General features: G+C 63.1%; 21 protein-coding genes. 4 read left to right on the forward strand and 17 right to left on the reverse strand.

Annotation, left to right across the window (positions count from 1 at the left end):
- Positions 1–7 precede the first annotated feature (7 nt).
- A complete protein-coding gene (locus tag CCE89_RS01350) occupies positions 8–3,430 on the forward strand; it encodes a chromosome segregation SMC family protein (protein ID WP_086436248.1) in 3,423 nt (1,140 codons plus the stop codon).
- Between the two features lie 71 nt (positions 3,431–3,501).
- On the opposite strand, the gene CCE89_RS01355 is transcribed toward CCE89_RS01350, so the two are convergent.
- The 5 genes from CCE89_RS01355 to rpmF all read right to left on the reverse strand — a co-directional run bounded on the left by CCE89_RS01355 (position 3,502) and on the right by rpmF (position 6,567).
- On the reverse strand, positions 3,502–3,915 hold the full coding sequence (locus CCE89_RS01355; protein ID WP_086436249.1) for a MerR family transcriptional regulator: 414 nt from the start codon (positions 3,913–3,915) through the stop codon (positions 3,502–3,504).
- Positions 3,916–3,919: 4 nt separating this feature from the next.
- On the reverse strand, positions 3,920–4,222 hold the full coding sequence (locus CCE89_RS01360) for an integration host factor subunit alpha (RefSeq protein ID WP_200810269.1): 303 nt from the start codon (positions 4,220–4,222) through the stop codon (positions 3,920–3,922).
- Between the two features lie 105 nt (positions 4,223–4,327).
- Positions 4,328–5,293: a beta-ketoacyl-ACP synthase III gene (locus tag CCE89_RS01365; RefSeq protein WP_086436250.1), complete on the reverse strand. Its 966-nt coding sequence runs from the start codon at positions 5,291–5,293 to the stop codon at positions 4,328–4,330.
- Positions 5,290–6,357 carry a phosphate acyltransferase PlsX gene (gene plsX, locus CCE89_RS01370; RefSeq protein WP_086436251.1) on the reverse strand — a complete coding sequence of 356 codons (1,068 nt, stop codon included), beginning with the start codon at positions 6,355–6,357 and terminating at the stop codon, positions 5,290–5,292. Before plsX ends, CCE89_RS01365 begins: the two co-directional genes overlap by 4 nt.
- 30 nt (positions 6,358–6,387) lie before the next feature.
- Positions 6,388–6,567, reverse strand: coding sequence for a 50S ribosomal protein L32 (gene rpmF / locus CCE89_RS01375; protein ID WP_086436252.1), 180 nt, complete (start codon positions 6,565–6,567; stop codon positions 6,388–6,390).
- A 197-nt stretch (positions 6,568–6,764) separates the two neighbouring features.
- Between rpmF and CCE89_RS01380 the strand changes: the two genes are divergently transcribed.
- Positions 6,765–7,163 carry an MAPEG family protein gene (locus tag CCE89_RS01380; protein ID WP_200810270.1) on the forward strand — a complete coding sequence of 133 codons (399 nt, stop codon included), beginning with the start codon at positions 6,765–6,767 and terminating at the stop codon, positions 7,161–7,163.
- A 54-nt stretch (positions 7,164–7,217) separates the two neighbouring features.
- Here the strand turns inward: CCE89_RS01380 and CCE89_RS01385 are convergent, their stop codons facing one another.
- The 3 genes from CCE89_RS01385 to CCE89_RS01395 all read right to left on the reverse strand — a co-directional run bounded on the left by CCE89_RS01385 (position 7,218) and on the right by CCE89_RS01395 (position 8,922).
- A complete protein-coding gene (locus CCE89_RS01385; protein ID WP_086436253.1) occupies positions 7,218–7,859 on the reverse strand; it encodes an MBL fold metallo-hydrolase in 642 nt (213 codons plus the stop codon).
- A gap of 78 nt (positions 7,860–7,937) precedes the next feature.
- Positions 7,938–8,216 carry a hypothetical protein gene (locus CCE89_RS01390; RefSeq protein WP_143255931.1) on the reverse strand — a complete coding sequence of 93 codons (279 nt, stop codon included), beginning with the start codon at positions 8,214–8,216 and terminating at the stop codon, positions 7,938–7,940.
- Between the two features lie 34 nt (positions 8,217–8,250).
- On the reverse strand, positions 8,251–8,922 hold the full coding sequence (locus CCE89_RS01395; RefSeq protein ID WP_086436255.1) for a S24 family peptidase: 672 nt from the start codon (positions 8,920–8,922) through the stop codon (positions 8,251–8,253).
- A gap of 131 nt (positions 8,923–9,053) precedes the next feature.
- Between CCE89_RS01395 and CCE89_RS01400 the strand changes: the two genes are divergently transcribed.
- Together CCE89_RS01400 and CCE89_RS01405 are read left to right on the forward strand one after the other, a co-directional pair.
- Positions 9,054–9,299: a hypothetical protein gene (locus tag CCE89_RS01400; protein ID WP_086436256.1), complete on the forward strand. Its 246-nt coding sequence runs from the start codon at positions 9,054–9,056 to the stop codon at positions 9,297–9,299.
- A complete protein-coding gene (locus CCE89_RS01405; protein ID WP_234989878.1) occupies positions 9,289–9,648 on the forward strand; it encodes a hypothetical protein in 360 nt (119 codons plus the stop codon). The genes CCE89_RS01400 and CCE89_RS01405 overlap by 11 nt, the downstream gene beginning before the upstream one ends.
- A 3-nt stretch (positions 9,649–9,651) precedes the next feature.
- Here the strand turns inward: CCE89_RS01405 and CCE89_RS01410 are convergent, their stop codons facing one another.
- The 9 genes from CCE89_RS01410 to CCE89_RS01445 all read right to left on the reverse strand — a co-directional run bounded on the left by CCE89_RS01410 (position 9,652) and on the right by CCE89_RS01445 (position 18,447).
- Positions 9,652–11,097 carry an aldehyde dehydrogenase family protein gene (locus CCE89_RS01410; protein WP_086436257.1) on the reverse strand — a complete coding sequence of 482 codons (1,446 nt, stop codon included), beginning with the start codon at positions 11,095–11,097 and terminating at the stop codon, positions 9,652–9,654.
- A 51-nt stretch (positions 11,098–11,148) separates the two neighbouring features.
- The gene (locus tag CCE89_RS01415) at positions 11,149–12,087 is read right to left on the reverse strand and encodes a D-2-hydroxyacid dehydrogenase (RefSeq protein WP_086436258.1); all 939 of its coding nucleotides are present in this window, start codon (positions 12,085–12,087) and stop codon (positions 11,149–11,151) included.
- A 9-nt stretch (positions 12,088–12,096) separates the two neighbouring features.
- The gene (locus CCE89_RS01420) at positions 12,097–12,453 is read right to left on the reverse strand and encodes a hypothetical protein (protein ID WP_086436259.1); all 357 of its coding nucleotides are present in this window, start codon (positions 12,451–12,453) and stop codon (positions 12,097–12,099) included.
- 36 nt (positions 12,454–12,489) lie between these two features.
- Positions 12,490–13,953 carry a cysteine--tRNA ligase gene (gene cysS, locus CCE89_RS01425; protein WP_086436260.1) on the reverse strand — a complete coding sequence of 488 codons (1,464 nt, stop codon included), beginning with the start codon at positions 13,951–13,953 and terminating at the stop codon, positions 12,490–12,492.
- 34 nt (positions 13,954–13,987) lie between these two features.
- The gene (locus CCE89_RS01430; protein WP_086436261.1) at positions 13,988–14,662 is read right to left on the reverse strand and encodes a nitroreductase; all 675 of its coding nucleotides are present in this window, start codon (positions 14,660–14,662) and stop codon (positions 13,988–13,990) included.
- Positions 14,663–15,094, reverse strand: a complete 432-nt coding sequence (locus CCE89_RS15055; RefSeq protein WP_143255932.1) for a hypothetical protein — start codon at positions 15,092–15,094, stop codon at positions 14,663–14,665. It lies immediately after the preceding gene.
- 35 nt (positions 15,095–15,129) lie between these two features.
- The gene (gene cobT / locus CCE89_RS01435) at positions 15,130–16,968 is read right to left on the reverse strand and encodes a cobaltochelatase subunit CobT (protein WP_086436262.1); all 1,839 of its coding nucleotides are present in this window, start codon (positions 16,966–16,968) and stop codon (positions 15,130–15,132) included.
- A 20-nt stretch (positions 16,969–16,988) separates the two neighbouring features.
- Complete coding sequence (gene fsa, locus CCE89_RS01440) at positions 16,989–17,642, reverse strand: fructose-6-phosphate aldolase (protein ID WP_086436263.1); 654 nt, start codon at positions 17,640–17,642, stop codon at positions 16,989–16,991.
- Between the two features lie 103 nt (positions 17,643–17,745).
- Positions 17,746–18,447 (reverse strand): DUF4197 domain-containing protein, encoded by a 702-nt coding sequence (locus CCE89_RS01445; RefSeq protein ID WP_327078631.1) that lies wholly within the window; start codon positions 18,445–18,447, stop codon positions 17,746–17,748.
- Positions 18,448–18,492 lie beyond the last annotated feature (45 nt).

The raw sequence follows: 18,492 nt of genomic DNA on the forward strand, positions 1-18,492 counted from the left end.
AGACGCGATGGAAATCAGCAGGCTCAAGCTCAGTGGTTTCAAGAGCTTTGTCGAGCCTGCAGAATTGCGCGTCGAACGCGGGCTGACCGGTGTCGTCGGCCCCAATGGCTGCGGCAAATCCAACCTTCTCGAAGCGATCCGCTGGGTCATGGGCGAAAACTCGCCCAAATCCATGCGCTCGGGCGGGATGGAAGATGTCATCTTCGCCGGGACCGAAACGCGCCCACCGCGCGACTTCGCCGAAGTGGTGCTGCAGGCTAAGGACGACGAGGGCGAAGAGCTCGAAGTCACCCGCCGGATCGAGCGCGGCGCAGGCAGCGCCTATCGCGTGAACGGACGCGATGTGCGCGCGAAGGACGTCGCACTGACCTTTGCCGATGCAGCGACCGGCGCGCATAGCCCGGCGCTGGTGAGCCAGGGCAAGATCGCTCAGGTCATCGCGGCCAAGCCCGCCGAGCGGCGCCAGATGCTCGAAGAGGCGGCCGGAATCGCCGGTCTCCATGTTCGCCGGAAAGATGCCGAGAGCAAGTTGCGCTCGACAGAGAAGAACCTCGAACGGCTCGAAGATCTGATGGCGGGACTGGACTCGCAGATGGCATCGCTGCGCCGTCAGGCGAAGCAGGCCGAACGTTACAAGAAGCTTTCAGACGAGATCAAACTGGCCGAGGCGCGGCTCGTTTTCGCCCGCTGGCGCGATGCCGCGGCAGCTGCCAACGAGGCCCGCGCGCAGGCCAAGGCTGCCGACGAGCGTGTGGCACATGCCAAGCAGGCTGCGGACGAAGCGCAGAAGGCACAGCATACCGCCGCCGCTGCACTTTCCGAAGCGCGTGATGAACTGACCGACCGGCGTGACGATGCCAGCGCGCATGGGCACCGTATGGCGGCGCTGACCAGCCAGCTCGAAGCGGCCGAACAGCGCCTAGCCGACCTGGAACGGCAGAAGACGCGGCTCGAGGAAGATCGCGGTGATGCCGACCGGATGACGCGCGACGCCGCCGAAGCACTGGCCCGTCTCGAACGCGAACTAATGGCGAGCGCCGCTGCTCTGGAGAAAGACGAAGCGGCCCGCCCGGCCCTCGCCGAACGTGTCGAGAACGTCGAGCGAGCCAGCCGCCAGGCCGAACTCGCCCTGGCCAAAGCGACTGCCGACCAGGCTGGCGTCGAGGCCGAATGGCGCGTGGTTGAGGCGGAAATCGGTCAGGCCCAGAGCGCGCTCGATCGCCTGAAGCGCGAGCGCGAACGGCAGGAAAATCTGCGTGCGGAATTGAGCGAAGCGGGCGATCCGGAAAAAGCGGTGCAGGATGCACAGGCCGCAGTCGAGCGCGCTGGGGAAAAACTCGCCACGCTCCGCACGAAACTGGACGAAGCGCAGGCACGCAAAACCCAGCTTCAGACCGAGCGCGACGAAGCTTCCGCGGCGCTGTCCTCGGCGAAGGCTGAACTGGCCGGGGTCGAGCGCGAATATCAGGCGCTGGTCCGCGACCGCGATGCCCGCGCCCGTCAGGCCGAACAACGCAAGGGACAGCCCGCAGCACTCGACAAGCTGGGCGTGGCGCCCGGTTACGAACGCGCCGCCGCCGCGGTTCTCGGACGGGACGCGAAATCGCCGCTCGGCAAGCCGGGTGAGGGTGACGAAGGCCGCTATTGGACCGGCAGCGATGCTCCGGCAAAAGTCGCCGACAGCCTGCTCGATCACATCACCCAATGCCCCGAAGAACTGAAGGCACGCCTCGCGCTGGTCCATGTCGCTGAAAGCGACGACGGGCGCGAGCTCGCACCGGGCGAATGGCTGGTCACGCTTGGCGGCCATCTCCGCCGATGGGACGGGTTCGTCGCACGCGGCGAAGGCGCTGCCGAAGCGGCGCGGCTCGAAGCGGCAAACCGCCTGGAAGAGCTTGAAAAGCAGCTGCCTGCCCTGCGCGAGGCGGTCGAAAGCGCTTCCGGGAAGGAAGAACAGGCGCGCGAAGAGCTGAGCGCCCTGCAGGTGTCGCTGGTCGCGCAGGAACGCGCACTGGCAGGAGCTGCGGACGAAGAACGACAGGGCCTGCGCGCGCTTGATCAGGCGGAAGCGGCGCGAGAACGCCATGCCGCGCGGCTCGAGGAACTGGGTGAGAGCGAGCGCGAGCTTGCCGACCAGTTGGTGCAAGCCGAAGCGGAACTTGCCGCGGCGCGCGAGAAGCAAGCCGCCCTCCCCCCGCCCGATGCGGGGCGTGCGACACTCGAAGCGGCACAGGCAAAGAACGAAGCCGCACGCTCTGCCGTACAGGCGGCAGCTGCAGAGCTTGCCGCGCATGACCAGGGCCTCGCCGTGGCGCGCGAACGCACCGCCGCCCAGCGCGCCGAGAAATCAAGCTGGGAAGCTCGCTCGGGCGAAGCAGCCGCGCGCATGGCCGACACCGCCAATCGCCTCGAAGAGATCGAGCAGGAACGCGCGGTCGTCGCGGCGAAGCCTGCAGGTCTGATGAAGGAGATCGAACAGGGCGACGTCATGCGCGCCAAGCTGGGCGAGGAACTGGCCGCCGCAGAGGAAGTGATGGCCGGGGCGCAGGAGGCCGTGAACGCCGCCGATCGCGCGTTCGCCGAAGCGAACGAGGGACTGGCGACCGCTCGCGAATCGCGTGCCGGGCTTTCCGCCCGTGCCGAGAACGAGGAAGCTCGTCGCGCCGAGATGGGGCGCATTTCGGGCGAGCGTTTCCAGTGCCCGCCGCCGCTCCTCGCCGAACGCTTCGACTTCGACGCGGATGAGGTTAAGTCCGCCGCCCTCGAGGCCGAAGAGATGGACCGCCTGACCGCCAGCCGCGAGCGAATCGGGCCGGTGAACCTCGTCGCGGCCGAGGAATTGGCCAAGATCGAGGAAGAGCACGGCGCCAACGCGACCGAGCAGGCCGAACTGGCCGAGGCGGTCAACCGGTTGCGCGGATCGATCGGCAATCTCAATCGCGAAGGCCGCGAGCGGCTGCGCGCCGCATTCGAAGAGGTCAACGAACACTTCAAGAAGCTCTTCGTGCGGCTGTTTCAGGGCGGTCAGGCGCATCTCGCGCTGATCGACAGTGACGACCCGCTGGAAGCAGGGCTCGAAATCTTCGCCCAGCCGCCGGGCAAGCGGCTGCAATCGCTGAGCCTGCTGTCAGGCGGCGAACAGGCGCTGACCGCGACCGCTCTGATCTTCGCGCTGTTCCTGACCAATCCGGCGCCGATCTGCGTGCTCGACGAGGTCGACGCGCCGCTCGACGATGCCAATGTGGAGCGCTTCTGCGACCTGCTCGATTCAATGGTCCGCGAGACCAACACGCGCTACCTGATCGTCACGCATAATGCCGTCACGATGAGCCGCATGCACCGATTGTTCGGCGTGACGATGGCGGAAAAGGGCGTGTCGCGCCTCGTCAGCGTCGACCTGGGCGAAGCCGAACTGATGGCGGCAGAGTAGCTGCGCGCATTAATGCGGCGCGGCGGACCATCTGCCCCGCCCGAGCCGCTTCACCGCCTGTCTGCGAAAGTTTACGCTTCGAGGATTGCCGCGAGCCGCGAACGGATCGATTTCAGCTGGTCCAGAACTTCGGAAGGAACTGGCGCGCCTTCGGACGTCTCCGTCGTTCCGCCCTCGGACCGATCGGTTGCGCGCCGATCGCCACCACTGCCTCGCCGATCGAGCCCGGCATTGCCGGACTTGATCGCGGCGCTTGCGCCCTTGAGCGTATAGCCTTCCTGATTGACCAGCCGGTCGATCGTTTCGACCAGTTCGACATCGGCAGGGCGATAATATCGCCTGCCTCCGCTGCGCTTCAAAGGCTGAAGCATCGAGAATTGCTGCTCCCAATAGCGCAGCACATGCGGCTTGATGCCGAGACCTTCACTGACTTCGCCGATGGTTCGCAACGCATCCGCGTCCTTGCCATCGTCGAACCCGGACATGATGTCAGCCGCCCTTCATGACGCGTTCCTTGAGCAACTGGCTTGCCCTGAACGTCATCACGCGCCGCGGGGTAATCGGAACTTCGACCCCGGTCTTGGGATTGCGACCGATCCGTTCGCGCTTGTCACGCAGGATAAAGCTGCCGAACCCGGAAATTTTCACATTTTCGCCATTGGACAGAGCGTCGCACATCTTCTCGAGAATCGCTTCGACCATGTCGAGCGACTCCGCGCGAGAAAAACCCATTTTGCGATTGATTGTTTCTGCCAAATCAGCGCGGGTCAGCGTGCCCACCGAACGCATCATTCGCCCTCTCCCTCATTAGAGTTGCGATCCCGACTAACTCAGCTTGCGACTGTAATCTTATCCGGACTATTTCGCAACTTAGCCTGTGAATTTCGCTGAGATTGTTCACATGCGGACGAGACTGGCACCCCATGTGAAGCCGCCGCCCATCGCTTCGAACATGACGAGATCGCCCGGCTTGATGCGCCCGTCCTTGCGCGCGACATCGAACGCAAGCGGCACCGAAGCAGCCGAAGTATTGGCATGCCGGTCGACCGTTACCACCACCTTGTCTTCCGAGATTCCCAGCTTGCGGGCGGTCGCATCGAGAATGCGCTTGTTCGCCTGGTGCGGCACGACCCAGTCGAGATTGCCGGACGAAAGGCCAGCATCTTCAATCACTTCGTTCAGAACTTCGGCAAGATTGACAACGGCGTGGCGGAACACTTCGCGCCCCTTCATCCTGAGATGGCCGACGGTCTGCGTGGTCGAAGGACCGCCATCGACATAGAGCAGATCATGCTGCGCACCGTCGGCATGGAGCCGCGTCGCGAGGATACCCGGATCACTATCCCCGCACTCGCTCGCTTCCAGAACGACAGCGCCCGCACCATCGCCGAACAGCACGCAAGTGGTTCTATCTTCCCAGTCGAGGATACGGCTGAATGTCTCCGCTCCGATCACCAGCGCCCGAGTCGCCATGCCAGACCGCAACATCGAATCGGCTGTCGCGAGCGCATAGAGAAAGCCCGAGCAGACCGCCGCGACGTCGAACGCGATGCCGCCATGACAACCGAGCGCATGCTGCACCTTTGTTGCGGTCGCCGGGAAGGTGTTGTCGGGCGTGGCTGTGGCAAGAACGATCAGGTCGATATCGCCAGCACCCATTCCGGCGTCGTCGAGAGCCTTGCGTGCGGCGTCGGTGGCAAGCGTTGCGGTGGTCTCGCCCTCGCCCGCGATGTAGCGCTGGCGAATACCGGTGCGTTCGACAATCCACTCGTCGCTTGTGTCGACCTGAGCCGCAAGCTCCTCGTTGGTGACGCAACGCTTGGGGAGCGCCGAGCCGCTGCCTTTGATCTGGGAACGGATCACTTGCCGGTGCCTTCGCTGGCAGCGCCGCCATTGGTTTCACGCAGCCGCGCTTCGCCGAGTTCGGCGAGATCCTTGGCGATGCGGTTGGTTATGTCGTCTTCGAGCAACCGCGCCGCAACCTCGACCGCATTGGCGACCCCGGCTGCGTTGGCGCTGCCGTGGCTCTTCACCACGACGCCGTTGAGGCCGAGGAAAACCGCCCCGTTGTGGTTGTTCGGGTCGAGATGGTGCTTGAGCAATTCGGTCGCGGGGCGAGAGACGAGAAAGCCGATCTTCGACCGCAAGGAACTGGTGAATGCGCTACGCAGAAGATCGGTGACGAAGCGCGCCGTCCCCTCGATCGCCTTCAACGCGATGTTGCCGGAGAAGCCGTCGGTCACGACCACATCGACTTCGCCGCGGTTGATCTTGTCCGATTCGACGTAGCCGTCGAACTGCATATCGAGACCCTTCGCCGCCTGGAGGTCGGCCGCTGCATCGCGCAGCCGGTCGAAACCCTTGTTCTCTTCCGTGCCGATATTGAGCAGCCGTACGCGCGGCTTCCGACCCAGAAGGATGCGGGAATAGGCCGCGCCCATGATCGCAAATTGGACAAGGTTGCGGGCATCCGCCTCGGTGTTGGCACCGAGGTCGAGCATGATGACGTCTTCGTCCTCGAGCGTGGGCATGACGGCGGCGAGCGCCGGCCGGTCGATTCCCGGCATGGTGCGCAAGGCAATCTTGCTCATCGCCATCAGCGCGCCGGTATTGCCTGCACTGACGGCGGCACCTGCCTTGCCCTGCTTCACGGCGTTGACCGCGAGGCCCATCGATGTGGTCTTGGCGCGGCGCAGCGCCTTGCTTGGCTGCTCGTCGCCGCCAACCACGTCTTCGCAATGCAGGATTTCGGACGCACCCCGCATATTAGGGTGCGATTCGAGCGCAGACTTGATCTGCGTCTCGTCACCGACAAGCAGGAACTGGAACTGGTCATGCCGACGGCGGGCCAGGGCCGCGCCTTCGACCATCACACGCACGCCTTCATCACCGCCCATCGCATCAATGGCGATACGCGGCAGGCTCATGCTCGTCTCTCCAGCAAAATCAGCAGCGGCTTACAAGCCGACCGCTACGACCTCACGACCGTTATAAAAGCCGCAGTGCGGGCAAAGGTTGTGCGGGCGCTTCAATTCACCGCAGTTGTTGCACTCGTGGAAGGCCTCGACCTTCAGCGAATCATGCGCACGGCGATTGCCGCGGCGGTGGGGCGATACTTTTCTCTTAGGGACAGCCATTGCGGCACCTGTTCCTCAAATAAATCCGTGTCTTCGTGGGCCGCCCTAGGGCAAGGTTCGCTGACGCACAAGAGACTGTGCGGCGTTTTGGAACCCGGCACTGGCGGGAAGCCGCGCGCTATAGCGGAAAAATCATGCGTTGCAACCCATCGCGGCACCGCATAGCAGATCGGACCATAACAGGGAGGGACCTCGATATGAACATTTTGCTGCCGGTTACCTTGTCTTCGGCTGCCGCCGCCGCGATCCTCGCAATCTGGCTGATGATCCGCGTGGGGCAAGTCCGCACGTCGGAGAAAGTGAGCGTAGGCGATGGCGGGAACGAACGCGTCATTCGCCGCATGCGCGCCCATGCGAATTTCATCGAGAGCGCACCCTTCGTGGTGATCCTCATCGCAGTGATCGAGCTTGCCGGCAGAGGCACGCCGTGGCTGGCCTATGTCGCAGGCGCTTACTTCATCGGCCGCATTCTCCACGGATTCGGCATGGAAGGCGGCGGGATGCAGTGGGGCCGCATGGTCGGGACGATCGTGACGCTGCTCACCTTGCTGGGCCTCGCAGTGGTCGCCGCGCTGATCGGTATGGGGATTATGTAGATCTGTTTCGCTCGGGACACCCGTCCCGAGCCGAACCTCGCGCTTAGGGGATAATCAGGAAAGCGCGTAATCGCTCACGAACGCATTGGTCTTGCGCTCCTGGCCGAAGGTGCTGGTCGGACCGTGGCCGGGAATGAACAACACGTCATCGCCCAGCGGCCAGAGCTTCTGGGTGATCGCGTCGATCAGGTCCTGGTGATTGCCCATCGGGAAGTCCGTTCGGCCAATTGAGCCCTGGAACAGCACGTCCCCGACGATCGCGAACTTGCTCGGCTTGTGAAAGAACACGACATGGCCGGGCGTGTGGCCAGGGCAATGGATGACGTCGAGCGTGAGTTCGCCCACGGTTACCGTATCTCCGTCCTTCAGCCAGCGATCGGGCTCGAACACTTCGGCATTCATGCCATATTTCGCGCCATCCTCATCGAGACGCGCGATCCAGAAACGATCGTCTTCGTGCGGGCCTTCGATTGGCAGGCCCAACTCCTTGGCAAGCACACCCGCCTCGCCGCAGTGGTCCATATGCCCATGCGTGATGAGGATTTTCTCGAGCGTGACCCCCGATTTCTCGACCGCCGCCTTGAGCTTATCGAGGTCGCCGCCCGGATCGGTCAGCGCACCGCGCATCGTCTTCGTGCACCAGATCAGCGAGCAGTTCTGCTGCAGCGGCGTGACGGGCAGGATCGCTGCCTTCATGGGTGGAGTTGGCTTGGTGGCGGTGTCAGTCATGACAAGCGATGTGGCCGGAGGCGTCAGGGATTGCAAGACAGAGGGTCAGCCCCGTCGGATTTTGCGAAAGCGGCCCTTCTTGTCTCGCCGGTACTCGAGCCGCGGCGGGACGGAGTTTGCCCAGGACCAGAAGCGCGAGAGGAATGACCGCAGCTTGCCGCGTCGACGGCGCTTCTCCGGCTCTTCGCGCCCCTCGGAATCCGCAAGTGCCCAGGCGATGACGAACACCACCACGATTACCGTCACGACAAAAAGGAGAGACAAAGCGCCGATGATCCAAAAGGCCATCCGGGCATTGTTACAAATGGCGCGGCTGGCGAACACCCGCCGTAAGTCGTGGTGGGGGGACTATTTGGGGCTAAATCCGCCCGCCTTTCCACACCACGCGGCCGATAATCTCGAGGTCTTCCGCCGCGACATCGACCGGCGGGTAGGCGAGGTTCTGGCTGAGCAGCGCGAAGCGCCCCGCCCCTTGCGAGGCGACGCGCTTGACCATCACCGTGTCGCCGAGGCGCACCACATGCACCCCGTCGCGAAACGCACGCGGCGCACGGTCGACCAGGATCTCGTCGCCATCGCGCAGCAATGGCTCCATCGAGTCCCCCTCGACGGTGATCGCCGAAAGCTTTGCGCCCTCAAGCCCTTGCTCGCGCAGCCAGCGCGCCGAAAAGCGGAAAGCATCGAACGGCACCTCCGCATCGGGCAGCGCCCCCGGCCCTGCGGAGGCCCCGACATCGAGCCGCGGCACATCGACCCATTGGCCCCGTGACGTCGTGGCAGCAGGCGCGGCACCATAGGAAATATCCTTAATGCCGGCCTCGGAAGCGCCAAGCTCCGTTTCCGGAACACCAAAGAACTCGGCGAGCTTCCTTCGGTCCTGTTCCTCCAGCTTGCGCGGGCTTCCCTTGCGCACAAATTGCTGAAGATAGCTGGGGTTACGCCCGATCATCGCCGAGAGCGAAGCGAGGCTCGCTCCGTTCTGTTGCGACAATTCCATCAGCCTGGCGCGCTCGCCGCTCAGATCATCCATCGCTCATTCCTCAAGCCTCATTAAAATTTCCTATAGCATAGGATTTTTCCTAGACAAGTAGGAATTGGGATGGAACGAATCAGGAACACAAAGTTCGATTCGTCCTGCGAAACCACCATGAGGGAAGCCCAATGCTGATCCGTTCCATCGAGAAATTCCTTCGCCAGCACGATATGCCCGCGACAAAGTTCGGCCGTCTCGCCGCGCATGACCCGCGCTTCGTGCTCGACCTGCGCATGGGCCGCATTCCGCGCCCCGGCACGGAGGCGCGTATCCGCAAATGGATGGACAATTATCATCCCGAGCGCACCGATCTCGTCGCTGCCGCTCTCCAGTCCAAGCGCTTCGAAACGAAAGGATTCGCCCATGCATCCTGACGCCTATGAAACGAAGGCGCGTCGCATGCGCGCTCGCCGTACCGTGGGTGACCGCGTGCAGGAGGCGCTGCTGATGCTTGGCGAAGCGCAGGGGCAAATGCTGAGCCATAGCGAGAAGCCCTGGGCCTCGATCACCTTTTCAGGGTCACGGCACGAACTGATGTTCGACTTCGCCGGGCCAGAGGCCGTGGCAGCAGGCGAGCGCTTCATCGCCGCCCTGCCCGATTACGAGTTCGCCATTCCCGGACATCTGGTGGCCGAGGCAACTGTGAGCGAAGTGGATCACCTGATGCACCCGGCTCCCCGCCTGATCGTCACGGTGACACTGCTCTTGCTCGAAGACGCGTGACCCCTACCCCCTCCTGATAATCAAACTCCGGATCTCGGTCATGTCTTCCATGGCAAAGCGAATGCCCTCGCGGCCGAGACCGGAGTTCTTGACCCCGCCATAGGGCATGTTGTCGACGCGGTAGCTGGGGATCTCGTTGATGCAGATCCCGCCGTATTCAAGCCTGTCCCAGGCATTCATCACCTTGAAGAAATCGCGCGTGAACACGCCCGCCTGAAGGCCGAACTCGCTGCGGTTGACCTCGGCCAGCGCCTCGTCGAAGTCGGAAAACTTCATCAATACCGCTGCGGGGCCGAAGGCTTCCTCGTTGACGATCTTCGCACGCTTGTCGACATTCTCGAGCAGCGTCGCCTCGACCATCTGGCCGTCGCGACCACCACCGCAGAGCAGGTCCGCGCCGCCTTCGACCGCCTCGTCGATCCAGTTCTTGAGACGCTTCGCTTCGCCTTCGTCGATCATCGGGCCGATGAACGTATCGCGGTCCTTCGGGTCGCCCGACTTCAGCGCCTTCGCCTGTTTCACAAGCATGTCCTTGAAGGTGTCGTAGATGTCCTCGTGGATCAGGATGCGCTGAACGCTGATGCAGCTCTGGCCCGATTGGTAGAACGTGCCTTTGATCACGCGCCCTACCGCGTCTTCCAGATCGGCATCGTGATCGATCACCACCGCCGCATTGCCGCCGAGTTCGAGCGTGACCTTCTTCTTGCCCGCTCGCGCCTTGAGCGCCCAGCCGACCTCGTCCGAACCGGTGAAACTGAGCAGCTTGAGCCGCTCGTCCGTCGTGAACAGGTCAGCGCCCTCACGGCTCGCCGGCAGGATGGAGAATGCGCCTTCCGGCAGCACGTCACATTCGGCCAGCACCTCGCCGATGATCAGCGCGCCGAGCGGTGTCTTGCTGGCGGGCTTGAGCACGAAGGGGCAGCCGACCGCGATGGCCGGCGCGATCTTGTGCGCGGCGAGGTTGAGCGGAAAGTTGAAGGGCGAAATGAAGCTGCACGGCCCCACCGGGACACGCTTCCAGATCGCCTGATAGCCCTCTGCGCGCTCGGAGATATCGAGCGGCATGACCTCGCCGCCCATCCGCACCGATTCCTCGGCGGCAATCTCGAAAGTGTCGATCAGCCGGTCGACTTCGCCCTCGCTGTCGCCGATCGGTTTGCCCGCCTCGACGCAGAGCGAATAGGCAAGCTCGTCATAGCGTTCGCGGAAGCGCGACACGCAATGCTTGAGCACGTCCTTGCGCTGATAAGCCGCCAGCCGCGCCATCGGTTCTGCGGCGCGCGCTGCACCCGCAATCGCCTCGTCGATGATCTCAGGCGATGCCTGCGCGACGCGGAAAGCGACCTCGCCGGTAAACTTGTCCGTCACCGCAAGGTTGGTGTTGGGCTGCTCCGCCCTGTTGTTGAGATAGAGCGGGTAGGTGTCTTTGAGCTTGGGGGTTTTGGACATTCGAGGGAAACTCCTTTCCCTCTTAACGGCCTGTCCCCTTGCCCTGTTCCGCTAGTACCCGAGCTTCGGATCGAACACCGGGCTGACCGGCTCGCCCTTCAGATAATGATCTAGGTTCTCGAGGAAGCGGTCGGCCGAACGCTTGAACATCTTGTCCTGCGCGCGGCCCGAGAGGTGCATGGTGATATGCGCGTTTTCGAGCGACCACAGCCTGTGATCCTCAGGCAGCGGCTCGGGTGTCGTCACGTCGAGAAAGGCGCTGCCGATGCTCTTCGCTTCCAGCGCCTCGACCAGAGCCGGCTGATCGATCACCGCGCCGCGCGCGATGTTCACCAGCACAGCATCCGACTTCATCGCAGCAAGTTCGCTCGCGCCGATCATCCCGTCGGTTTCGGGCGTTGCCGGGACCGCCAGGATCACCCAGTCGAACTCGCCCAGCTTGCCGCGCCACTCGTCAGGCGTCAGCACGCCTTCCCCACCGCTGCGCCGCACCACGGTCACATCGACGTCGAACGCTTCGAGCCGCGGCTTGATCAGCTTTCCGATCGCGCCATAGCCCAGCAGCAGCGCCTTCGATCCGGCAAGCTCGCGCTTTCCAGGCGAATCCATCAGCCATTCGTGGCGGTCCTGCGCGCGCACGACCTCGCGATAGCCCTTGGCGATGTTGAGCATCCCCATCACGACATATTCGGCGATGGTGATCGCGTTGATTCCCGCACCATTGGTGACGGTAATCCCGCGCTCGATCAGCACGTCCATCGGCAGGAAGTCGAGCCCCGCATAGATCGAATTCAGCCATTTGAGCTTCGTCGCCGCGCGGAGCGTTTCGATCATCGGCTCCTTCTCGTTGAAGTCGAACCAGCCGATTTCAGCGAGTGGCGCGACTTCGAGAGCCTCTTCCCGGCTGGCGAACCAGTGCACGTCGAGCCCATCGGGCAAGCGCGGTTCGACCATCGGTCGGATCAGGGCGGACAGGGCGAGTGTTGTCATGGCACCTTACTAAGGCCGGAATGCCAGCCACGCTACCCCGGCGAGCACCGGCAAGCCTGCGAGATCGACCGTAGCGATGCGCCTCAGCGGCGCGGGGCTTCCAGCGCTCCAGTATAGCACGAGGAAACTTATCATGCTGATGCCGACAAGAAGGACGGCGAGGCGGCGCCCCTCGGGCATGATGGCCGCCCAGACACAGGCAACGAAGACCGCGAAAAACAGCGCCGCCCGGTGGTGCATAAGCAGGAAAAGCGGGCTGTCCGGCTCGATGTGATAGAGCGTTGTCAGCGTCGCCGGACGGAATAACGCGAGCGCCGGGGTGGCGTGGATCGCAGCGAGAACGAGCCAGAGAATCGGTTGCAACATGCAACTATTGTAGCGGTTGCTACACGGGTGGCAAGATCAAGAGAGCTTCCACTCCCAACCGAGCGGATCACCGTCCATCACCTCCACGCCCTTCGCCATAAGTTCGTCACGGATGGCGTCGCTGGTCGAGAAATCCTTCTCGGCCCGCGCTGCCTTGCGGCGGGCGAGCGCGTCCTCGATCTCTTCCTCGGAAATCTGCGCGTCCTTGGGGCGGATGCGCAGCGCTTCACGCGTCAGATCGAAAAGCCCGAGGCCGAGGACAGAGTCCATATCTTCGACGACCGCGCGTTTCGCGCCCGCATCGACCTTCTTGACTGACAGCGCCTCTTCCAAAGCCGTGAGCGCGATGGGCGTGTTGAGATCATCCGCCATCGCAGCATCGAATTTCTCGCGGATCGCTGCGAACTTCTGATGGGCGGGATCGCCCGCCGCAGCGTCTTTCAAACGCTCGACCGCCATCACCATCCGCTTGAGCCGCGTGAGCGCCGCCCCCAGCCCTTCCCAGCTGAACTCCAGCTCGCTGCGGTAATGCGCCTGCAGGCACATCATGCGGTAGGCGAGCGGGTGATAGCCCTTGTCGATCAGCAGCTGCAGACGCAGGAATTCGCCCGCGCTCTTGGACATCTTGCCGCTGCGCTCGACGAGAAAGTTGTTGTGCATCCAGATCTTAGCGCCCGAATGGGTCGCGACGTCTAAGCTCATGGATTTTCCGCCACATCCGCAGAACGCCTGGTTCTGCGCAATCTCGTTGGGATGGTGGATTTCGCGGTGGTCGATCCCCCCGGTGTGGATGTCGAAGGGGAAACCGAGCAGTTTCTCGCCCATGACCGAGCATTCGAGATGCCAGCCGGGCGCGCCCTTACCCCAAGGCGAGTCCCACTCCATCTGGCGGGATTCGCCCGGGGGCGTCTTGCGCCAGATCGCGAAGTCGGCGGCGTTGCGCTTGCCCTCGACCGTGTCGATACGGCCTTCCCCTTCTTCGGTGACGGCCCGTGCAAGCTTGCCATAATCCTCGACGGTAGAGACATCGAAGTAGAGACCGCTCTCGATTTCGTAGCAATGCTCGTCCGCGATGCTCTTCGCGAACTCCAGCATTTCGTCGATGTAGTCCGTCGCGACCGACCACTTTGCCGGCTCTCGGATGTTGAGCGCCTTTACGTCGGCCCAGTATGCCTCGGTATAATGCTTGGCGATGTCCCAGATCGACTGCGCTTTCTCCGCAGCCATTTTCTCCATCTTGTCCTCGCCCGCATCGGCATCGTCCGTCAGGTGGCCGACATCGGTGATGTTGATGATGTGGGTGAGTGCGTAGCCCTTCCAGCTCAGCGTCCGGCCAAGGATGTCCGCAAAGACATAGGCGCGCATGTTGCCGATATGCGGATAGTTATAGACCGTCGGGCCGCAGGTATAGACGCGTGCCTCGCCCGGATGGACGGGCTCGAAGGTCTCGAGCTGGCGGGTCAGCGAATTGAAAAGCTTGAGCGGTACGGCGTCGGTCATGATGCGCGCGCTTTGCGGCGGCGCGTCGGCAAAATCAATCCCAGCCTTCCCAGCGGATCGATTCGGAAATGTCGGCGCGCGGCACGTCGAAGCTGTTGATCGGCGCGTCGGGGTCACGGTGGCCGACAGCGATCCCGCAGAAGAAGGTATGATCCTCCGGGATTTCGACCACTTCGCGGATCTGCGGCGAATAGACCGCCCAGGCCTCCTGGTAGCAGGTGTCGAGCCCTTCCTCGCGCGCCAGCAGGCCGATGGTCTGCATCCACATGCCGATGTCCGACCACTGCGGCGGCCCCATATACTTGGGCGTGTGGATCAGCATCAGCACCGGCGCACCGAAGGCGCGGAAGTTCTCGGCAAACCACATCAGCCGCTTGGCCTTGTCCTCGCGCGGGATTTCGAGCGCAGCATACATCGCCTCACCCACTCCGAAGCGGCGCTCCTCGTAAGCCCCCTCAAGCTCGGGCGGATAGATGTGATATTCGGGCGCATGGGCGGCGCGACCCTTGGGAAACTCCTCGGCAATCCGTGCGAAGAGTGTCTGCATCGGCTCGCCCGTCAGCACCACCGCGTTCCACGGCTGGGTATTGCCGCCGCTGGGCGAACGCTGTGATTTCTCGAGAATGCGGGTGAGCACCGCGCGGTCGACCTTCTGGTCGGTGAACTTGCGGACGCTGCGGCGCGTCGCGACGGCTTCGGATACGTTCAACTAATCGTCCTCGTCTGTATAATCGCGTTTCCACATTTCTTCGGCGGCACGACGTTCATCGGATAACGTTCTGCCTACAGGCGGTGTCAAATAGGTGTTCGCTGGAGGCTCCAATGAGCCGCACCGTTCCACACGATCAGGTTCAGGAACCCGCAAGACATTGAATCCGCCGAGATTGTTACGGCGTAAAAGCCAGGTTCGAGTTTTGCTCACATATGATGAATGCAAAACCGCTAGTGTCTCGATTTTCCTTTGCTGCAATTCGCCGTCGATGACTTTTTTGACCTTGAGGTCTACAAACCAGGGCCAACCAATGACAATGTAACCGGGTTCATTCGGAATTGGCGTAGGTACCTGCGAGACTGCACGAGCCCTGACTTTAAGGTCGTAGCATTCCGAATCTTGAGCCACTGCCGCACCGTGGACCGACATGCCGAGGCAAGCCCACAAGATCGGCCAAACCGCCCTCAACGCCTGCCCCGCTTCTCATCCTCGAACAGTTCGGCGAGCTGTTCGATGATCGTGCCCCCAAGCTGTTCGACATCCATGATCGTCACCGCGCGGCGGTAATAGCGCGTCACATCGTGGCCGATGCCGATCGCCACCAGCTGCACCGGCGAGACGTTCTCGATCCACTCGATCACCTTGCGCAAATGCGCCTCGAGATAGCCCGCGCTGTTCACGCTGAGCGTCGAATCATCGACCGGTGCGCCGTCGGAAATCACCATCAGGATGCGGCGATCCTCGCGCCGGCCGATCAGCCGGTTGTGCGCCCACATCAGCGCTTCGCCGTCGATGTTTTCCTTGAGCAGTCCTTCGCGCATCATCAGGCCGAGATTGCGGCGCGCGCGGCGCCACGGCTCGTCGGCCTTCTTGTAGATGATATGGCGCAGATCGTTGAGGCGCCCCGGATTGCCCGGTTTACCATCGGCGAGCCAAGCCTCACGGCTCTGCCCGCCCTTCCACGCGCGGGTGGTGAAGCCGAGAATCTCGGTCTTCACGCCGCTGCGCTCCAGCGTGCGGGCGAGAATGTCCGCGCTGATCGCGGCGATGCTGATCGGCCGTCCGCGCATGGAGCCGGAGTTGTCGATCAGCAGGGTTACGATCGTGTCCTTGAACTCGACGTCCTTCTCGGTCTTGTAGGCGAGCGCGGTGCCGGGCGAGACGATCACGCGCGGCAGGCGCGAGGCATCGACGATCCCGTCTTCCTGGTCGAAATCCCAGCTGCGGTTCTGCTGCGCCATCAGGCGGCGCTGGAGACGGTTGGCGAGCCGCGTCACCACGCCCTGCAGGCCGGTCAGCTGGCTGTCGAGATAGGCGCGCAGTCGGTCGAGCTCTTCGGCATCACACAGCTCGGGCGCGGCAATTTCCTCATCGAAACGCTCGGTATAGGCATGATAGTCGAGGTCCATCGGGATCTCGCCCTGCGGCCGGTTGGGCCGCACCGGCATCATGCCTTCTTCGCCCTCGTCACCGGGCTCGCCTTCCGACATTTCCTGTTCGGAGGACTGTTCGGTCTCGCCTTCGCCCTCGGCCTCACCTTCGGCCATTTCGCCAGCGGCTTCGGAGCCTTGCGGCTCGCCCTGACCTTCGCTTTCGTCGTCGCCTTCCTGTTCCTGCTCGTCCTGCCCCTCTTCGTCCTCGCCCTGATCGTTGTCACCCTCATCGGGCGCATCGGTCGGATGGGTGAGGTCGAGATGCTGGAGCATGTCGAGGCTGAGCGACTGGAACGCCTCCTGATCATCGAGCGAAAGCGCGAGCGATTCGAAATCGTCGCCGACCTTCTCCTCGATGAAGTCGCGGACCATGTCGACGCCCGCCTGCGCGCGCTCGGGGATCGGCTCGCCCGTCAGCTTCTCGCGCACCATGAGCGAGAGCGCGGTCTGGATCGGCACGTCATTGGCGCTCTCGGCACGCGATATCGGATCGGACGCGGTGCGCATCTCGACCGCGCTTTCGAGGTTGGCGCGAATACCGCTGTAATTGTTCGCACCCAGCGCTTCATAGCGGGCCTGCTCGATCGCATCATAGCAGGCGCGCGCCACCGGTTCGGGCGGCGCGTGCTTGGAATGCAGCCCCTCGTTATGGTGGCGCAGCTTGAGCGCGAAACTGTCGGCGAAACCGCGCGCCTCGCTCACCTGTTCCTGCGGCAAATCGCGCGCTGGCAGGGGCACGCGAAAATGCTTGCCCGAAGCAGTGGGAGAATCAGCGCTCCAAGCGACTTCGACCTCGGCCTCCCGCGCAAGCGCGCGGCTGGCGCCGGTCAGCGCCTGCTTGAATTTGTCGAGAGGGGTTTCTTCAGCCATTCAGTCGGGGTGTTTCGCGGTCAGATGATGCTCTGGCCGGTCTTTTCCCAGTCGGCGAGGAAGCCTTCAATCCCCTTATCTGTGAGGACGTGGTTGAAGAGCTGCTTGATCACCTTGGGCGGCGCAGTCATCACGTCTGCGCCAATCTTGGCCGCCTGCAGCACGTGAGTGACGTGGCGGACCGAGGCGACGAGGATTTCGGTTTCGAAGCCGTAATTGCTGTAGATCAGGTTGATGTCGGCAATTAGCTCCATCCCGTCGAAGCCGTTGTCGTCATGCCGCCCGACGAAGGGGCTGACGAAAGTCGCGCCCGCCTTCGCTGCGAGCAACGCCTGGTTGGCCGAGAAGCACAGCGTGACGTTCACCATCGTGCCGTCTTCGGTCAACGCCTTGCAGGTCTTGAGTCCGTCGATCGTCAGCGGCACCTTGATGCAGACATTGTCCGCGATCTTCCGCAGGACTTCGGCCTCTTTCATCATGGTTTCGTGGTCGAGCGCGACGACCTCTGCAGAGACGGGACCATCCACGATGGCGCAGATTTCCCTGGTCACTTCCATGAAGTCGCGGCCCGACTTGTGGATCAGCGAGGGGTTGGTGGTGACCCCGTCGAGGAGGCCGGTGGCGGCCAGTTCCTTGATGTCGTCGAGTTCGGCGGTGTCGGCGAAGAATTTCATGTGCGATGCGCTCCGGCGTCAGGTTTGCGATTCTCGCACCGCTATAGCGCGCTCACGCCGCGAGGCCACCCTCGCGCTGGTGCTCATCCGCTGCGATTTTCAGCTATAACGCGCCCTCCGCACCGAATACGCCGATGATTACTGCGTCATTGGTGGAGCGCGGATCGCGGCGGATCGCCTCTTCCTCGAAGCCGATTTCCTGCCAGATCGCATCGTTGATATTGCCCGACAGGCGCTGCGCGATCGAGCCGACGTCGGCCCCTACTGCAGCACTGACCAATTGTCCGACCAGAGGATCGGAGGCGATCTCGATGGCGCGGCCAAGTTCGGGCACCATCGCCTCGATCAGCTGGCCGCCCATTTCGCCGCGCAGGAAGCTCGTCGCCGCGCGGGGGCCGCCTCGCACCAGAGCCACGGCGTTCTCGATGCCGACTACCCGCACCGCGTCAGCCACGATCGGCGCGGCGCGATAGGAACCTTCGATCGCGATGTCGGCAAATGCATCCTCCAGCCGGTTTTTGAACAGAGCGGAGGTGAGAATATCGGACAGGATATCGCCGCGCGTGCCGAGCAGATTGCCGAGACCGATGCGCGTCACCTGGTCGTCCCAGTAACCGCCGGGAGCAGTCAGACGTGCGAAGGCGCGTTCGCTCGACAGCAGCAACATGCGGCGGATCGCTTCGGTGAAGCTGAAGGCCGGCAAGGTTGAGCAGGCCGGCAATGCCAGCAGCGTCGCGCTCGCCATCGCTCCGCCCAGAAAGGCGCGTCGTGTCGGTACTCGTTCGTTCAAAGCGTTCATATCCATCGGCTATCTCCTTGCCGCCAGCCCCAGGCAATGCCCATATGCACG

Source organism: Altererythrobacter xiamenensis, assembly GCF_900177715.1.
GTDB classification, from domain to species: Bacteria; Pseudomonadota; Alphaproteobacteria; order Sphingomonadales; family Sphingomonadaceae; genus Erythrobacter; species Erythrobacter xiamenensis.

Excerpts from the sequence above, each read along its gene's own strand:
- CCE89_RS01350 (WP_086436248.1), top strand. The coding sequence starts at position 8 with ATGGAAATCAGCAGGCTCAAGCTCAGTGGTTTCAAGAGCTTTGTCGAG.
- CCE89_RS01355 (WP_086436249.1), bottom strand. The coding sequence starts at position 3,915 with ATGTCCGGGTTCGACGATGGCAAGGACGCGGATGCGTTGCGAACCATC.
- CCE89_RS01360 (WP_200810269.1), bottom strand. The coding sequence starts at position 4,222 with ATGATGCGTTCGGTGGGCACGCTGACCCGCGCTGATTTGGCAGAAACA.
- plsX (WP_086436251.1), bottom strand. The coding sequence starts at position 6,357 with ATGAGCCTGCCGCGTATCGCCATTGATGCGATGGGCGGTGATGAAGGC.
- rpmF (WP_086436252.1), bottom strand. The coding sequence starts at position 6,567 with ATGGCTGTCCCTAAGAGAAAAGTATCGCCCCACCGCCGCGGCAATCGC.
- CCE89_RS01380 (WP_200810270.1), top strand. The coding sequence starts at position 6,765 with ATGAACATTTTGCTGCCGGTTACCTTGTCTTCGGCTGCCGCCGCCGCG.
- CCE89_RS01385 (WP_086436253.1), bottom strand. The coding sequence starts at position 7,859 with ATGAAGGCAGCGATCCTGCCCGTCACGCCGCTGCAGCAGAACTGCTCG.
- CCE89_RS01395 (WP_086436255.1), bottom strand. The coding sequence starts at position 8,922 with ATGGATGATCTGAGCGGCGAGCGCGCCAGGCTGATGGAATTGTCGCAA.
- CCE89_RS01400 (WP_086436256.1), top strand. The coding sequence starts at position 9,054 with ATGCTGATCCGTTCCATCGAGAAATTCCTTCGCCAGCACGATATGCCC.
- CCE89_RS01405 (WP_234989878.1), top strand. The coding sequence starts at position 9,289 with ATGCATCCTGACGCCTATGAAACGAAGGCGCGTCGCATGCGCGCTCGC.
- CCE89_RS01410 (WP_086436257.1), bottom strand. The coding sequence starts at position 11,097 with ATGTCCAAAACCCCCAAGCTCAAAGACACCTACCCGCTCTATCTCAAC.
- CCE89_RS01415 (WP_086436258.1), bottom strand. The coding sequence starts at position 12,087 with ATGACAACACTCGCCCTGTCCGCCCTGATCCGACCGATGGTCGAACCG.
- CCE89_RS01420 (WP_086436259.1), bottom strand. The coding sequence starts at position 12,453 with ATGTTGCAACCGATTCTCTGGCTCGTTCTCGCTGCGATCCACGCCACC.
- cysS (WP_086436260.1), bottom strand. The coding sequence starts at position 13,953 with ATGACCGACGCCGTACCGCTCAAGCTTTTCAATTCGCTGACCCGCCAG.
- CCE89_RS15055 (WP_143255932.1), bottom strand. The coding sequence starts at position 15,094 with ATGTCGGTCCACGGTGCGGCAGTGGCTCAAGATTCGGAATGCTACGAC.
- cobT (WP_086436262.1), bottom strand. The coding sequence starts at position 16,968 with ATGGCTGAAGAAACCCCTCTCGACAAATTCAAGCAGGCGCTGACCGGC.
- fsa (WP_086436263.1), bottom strand. The coding sequence starts at position 17,642 with ATGAAATTCTTCGCCGACACCGCCGAACTCGACGACATCAAGGAACTG.
- CCE89_RS01445 (WP_327078631.1), bottom strand. The coding sequence starts at position 18,447 with ATGGATATGAACGCTTTGAACGAACGAGTACCGACACGACGCGCCTTT.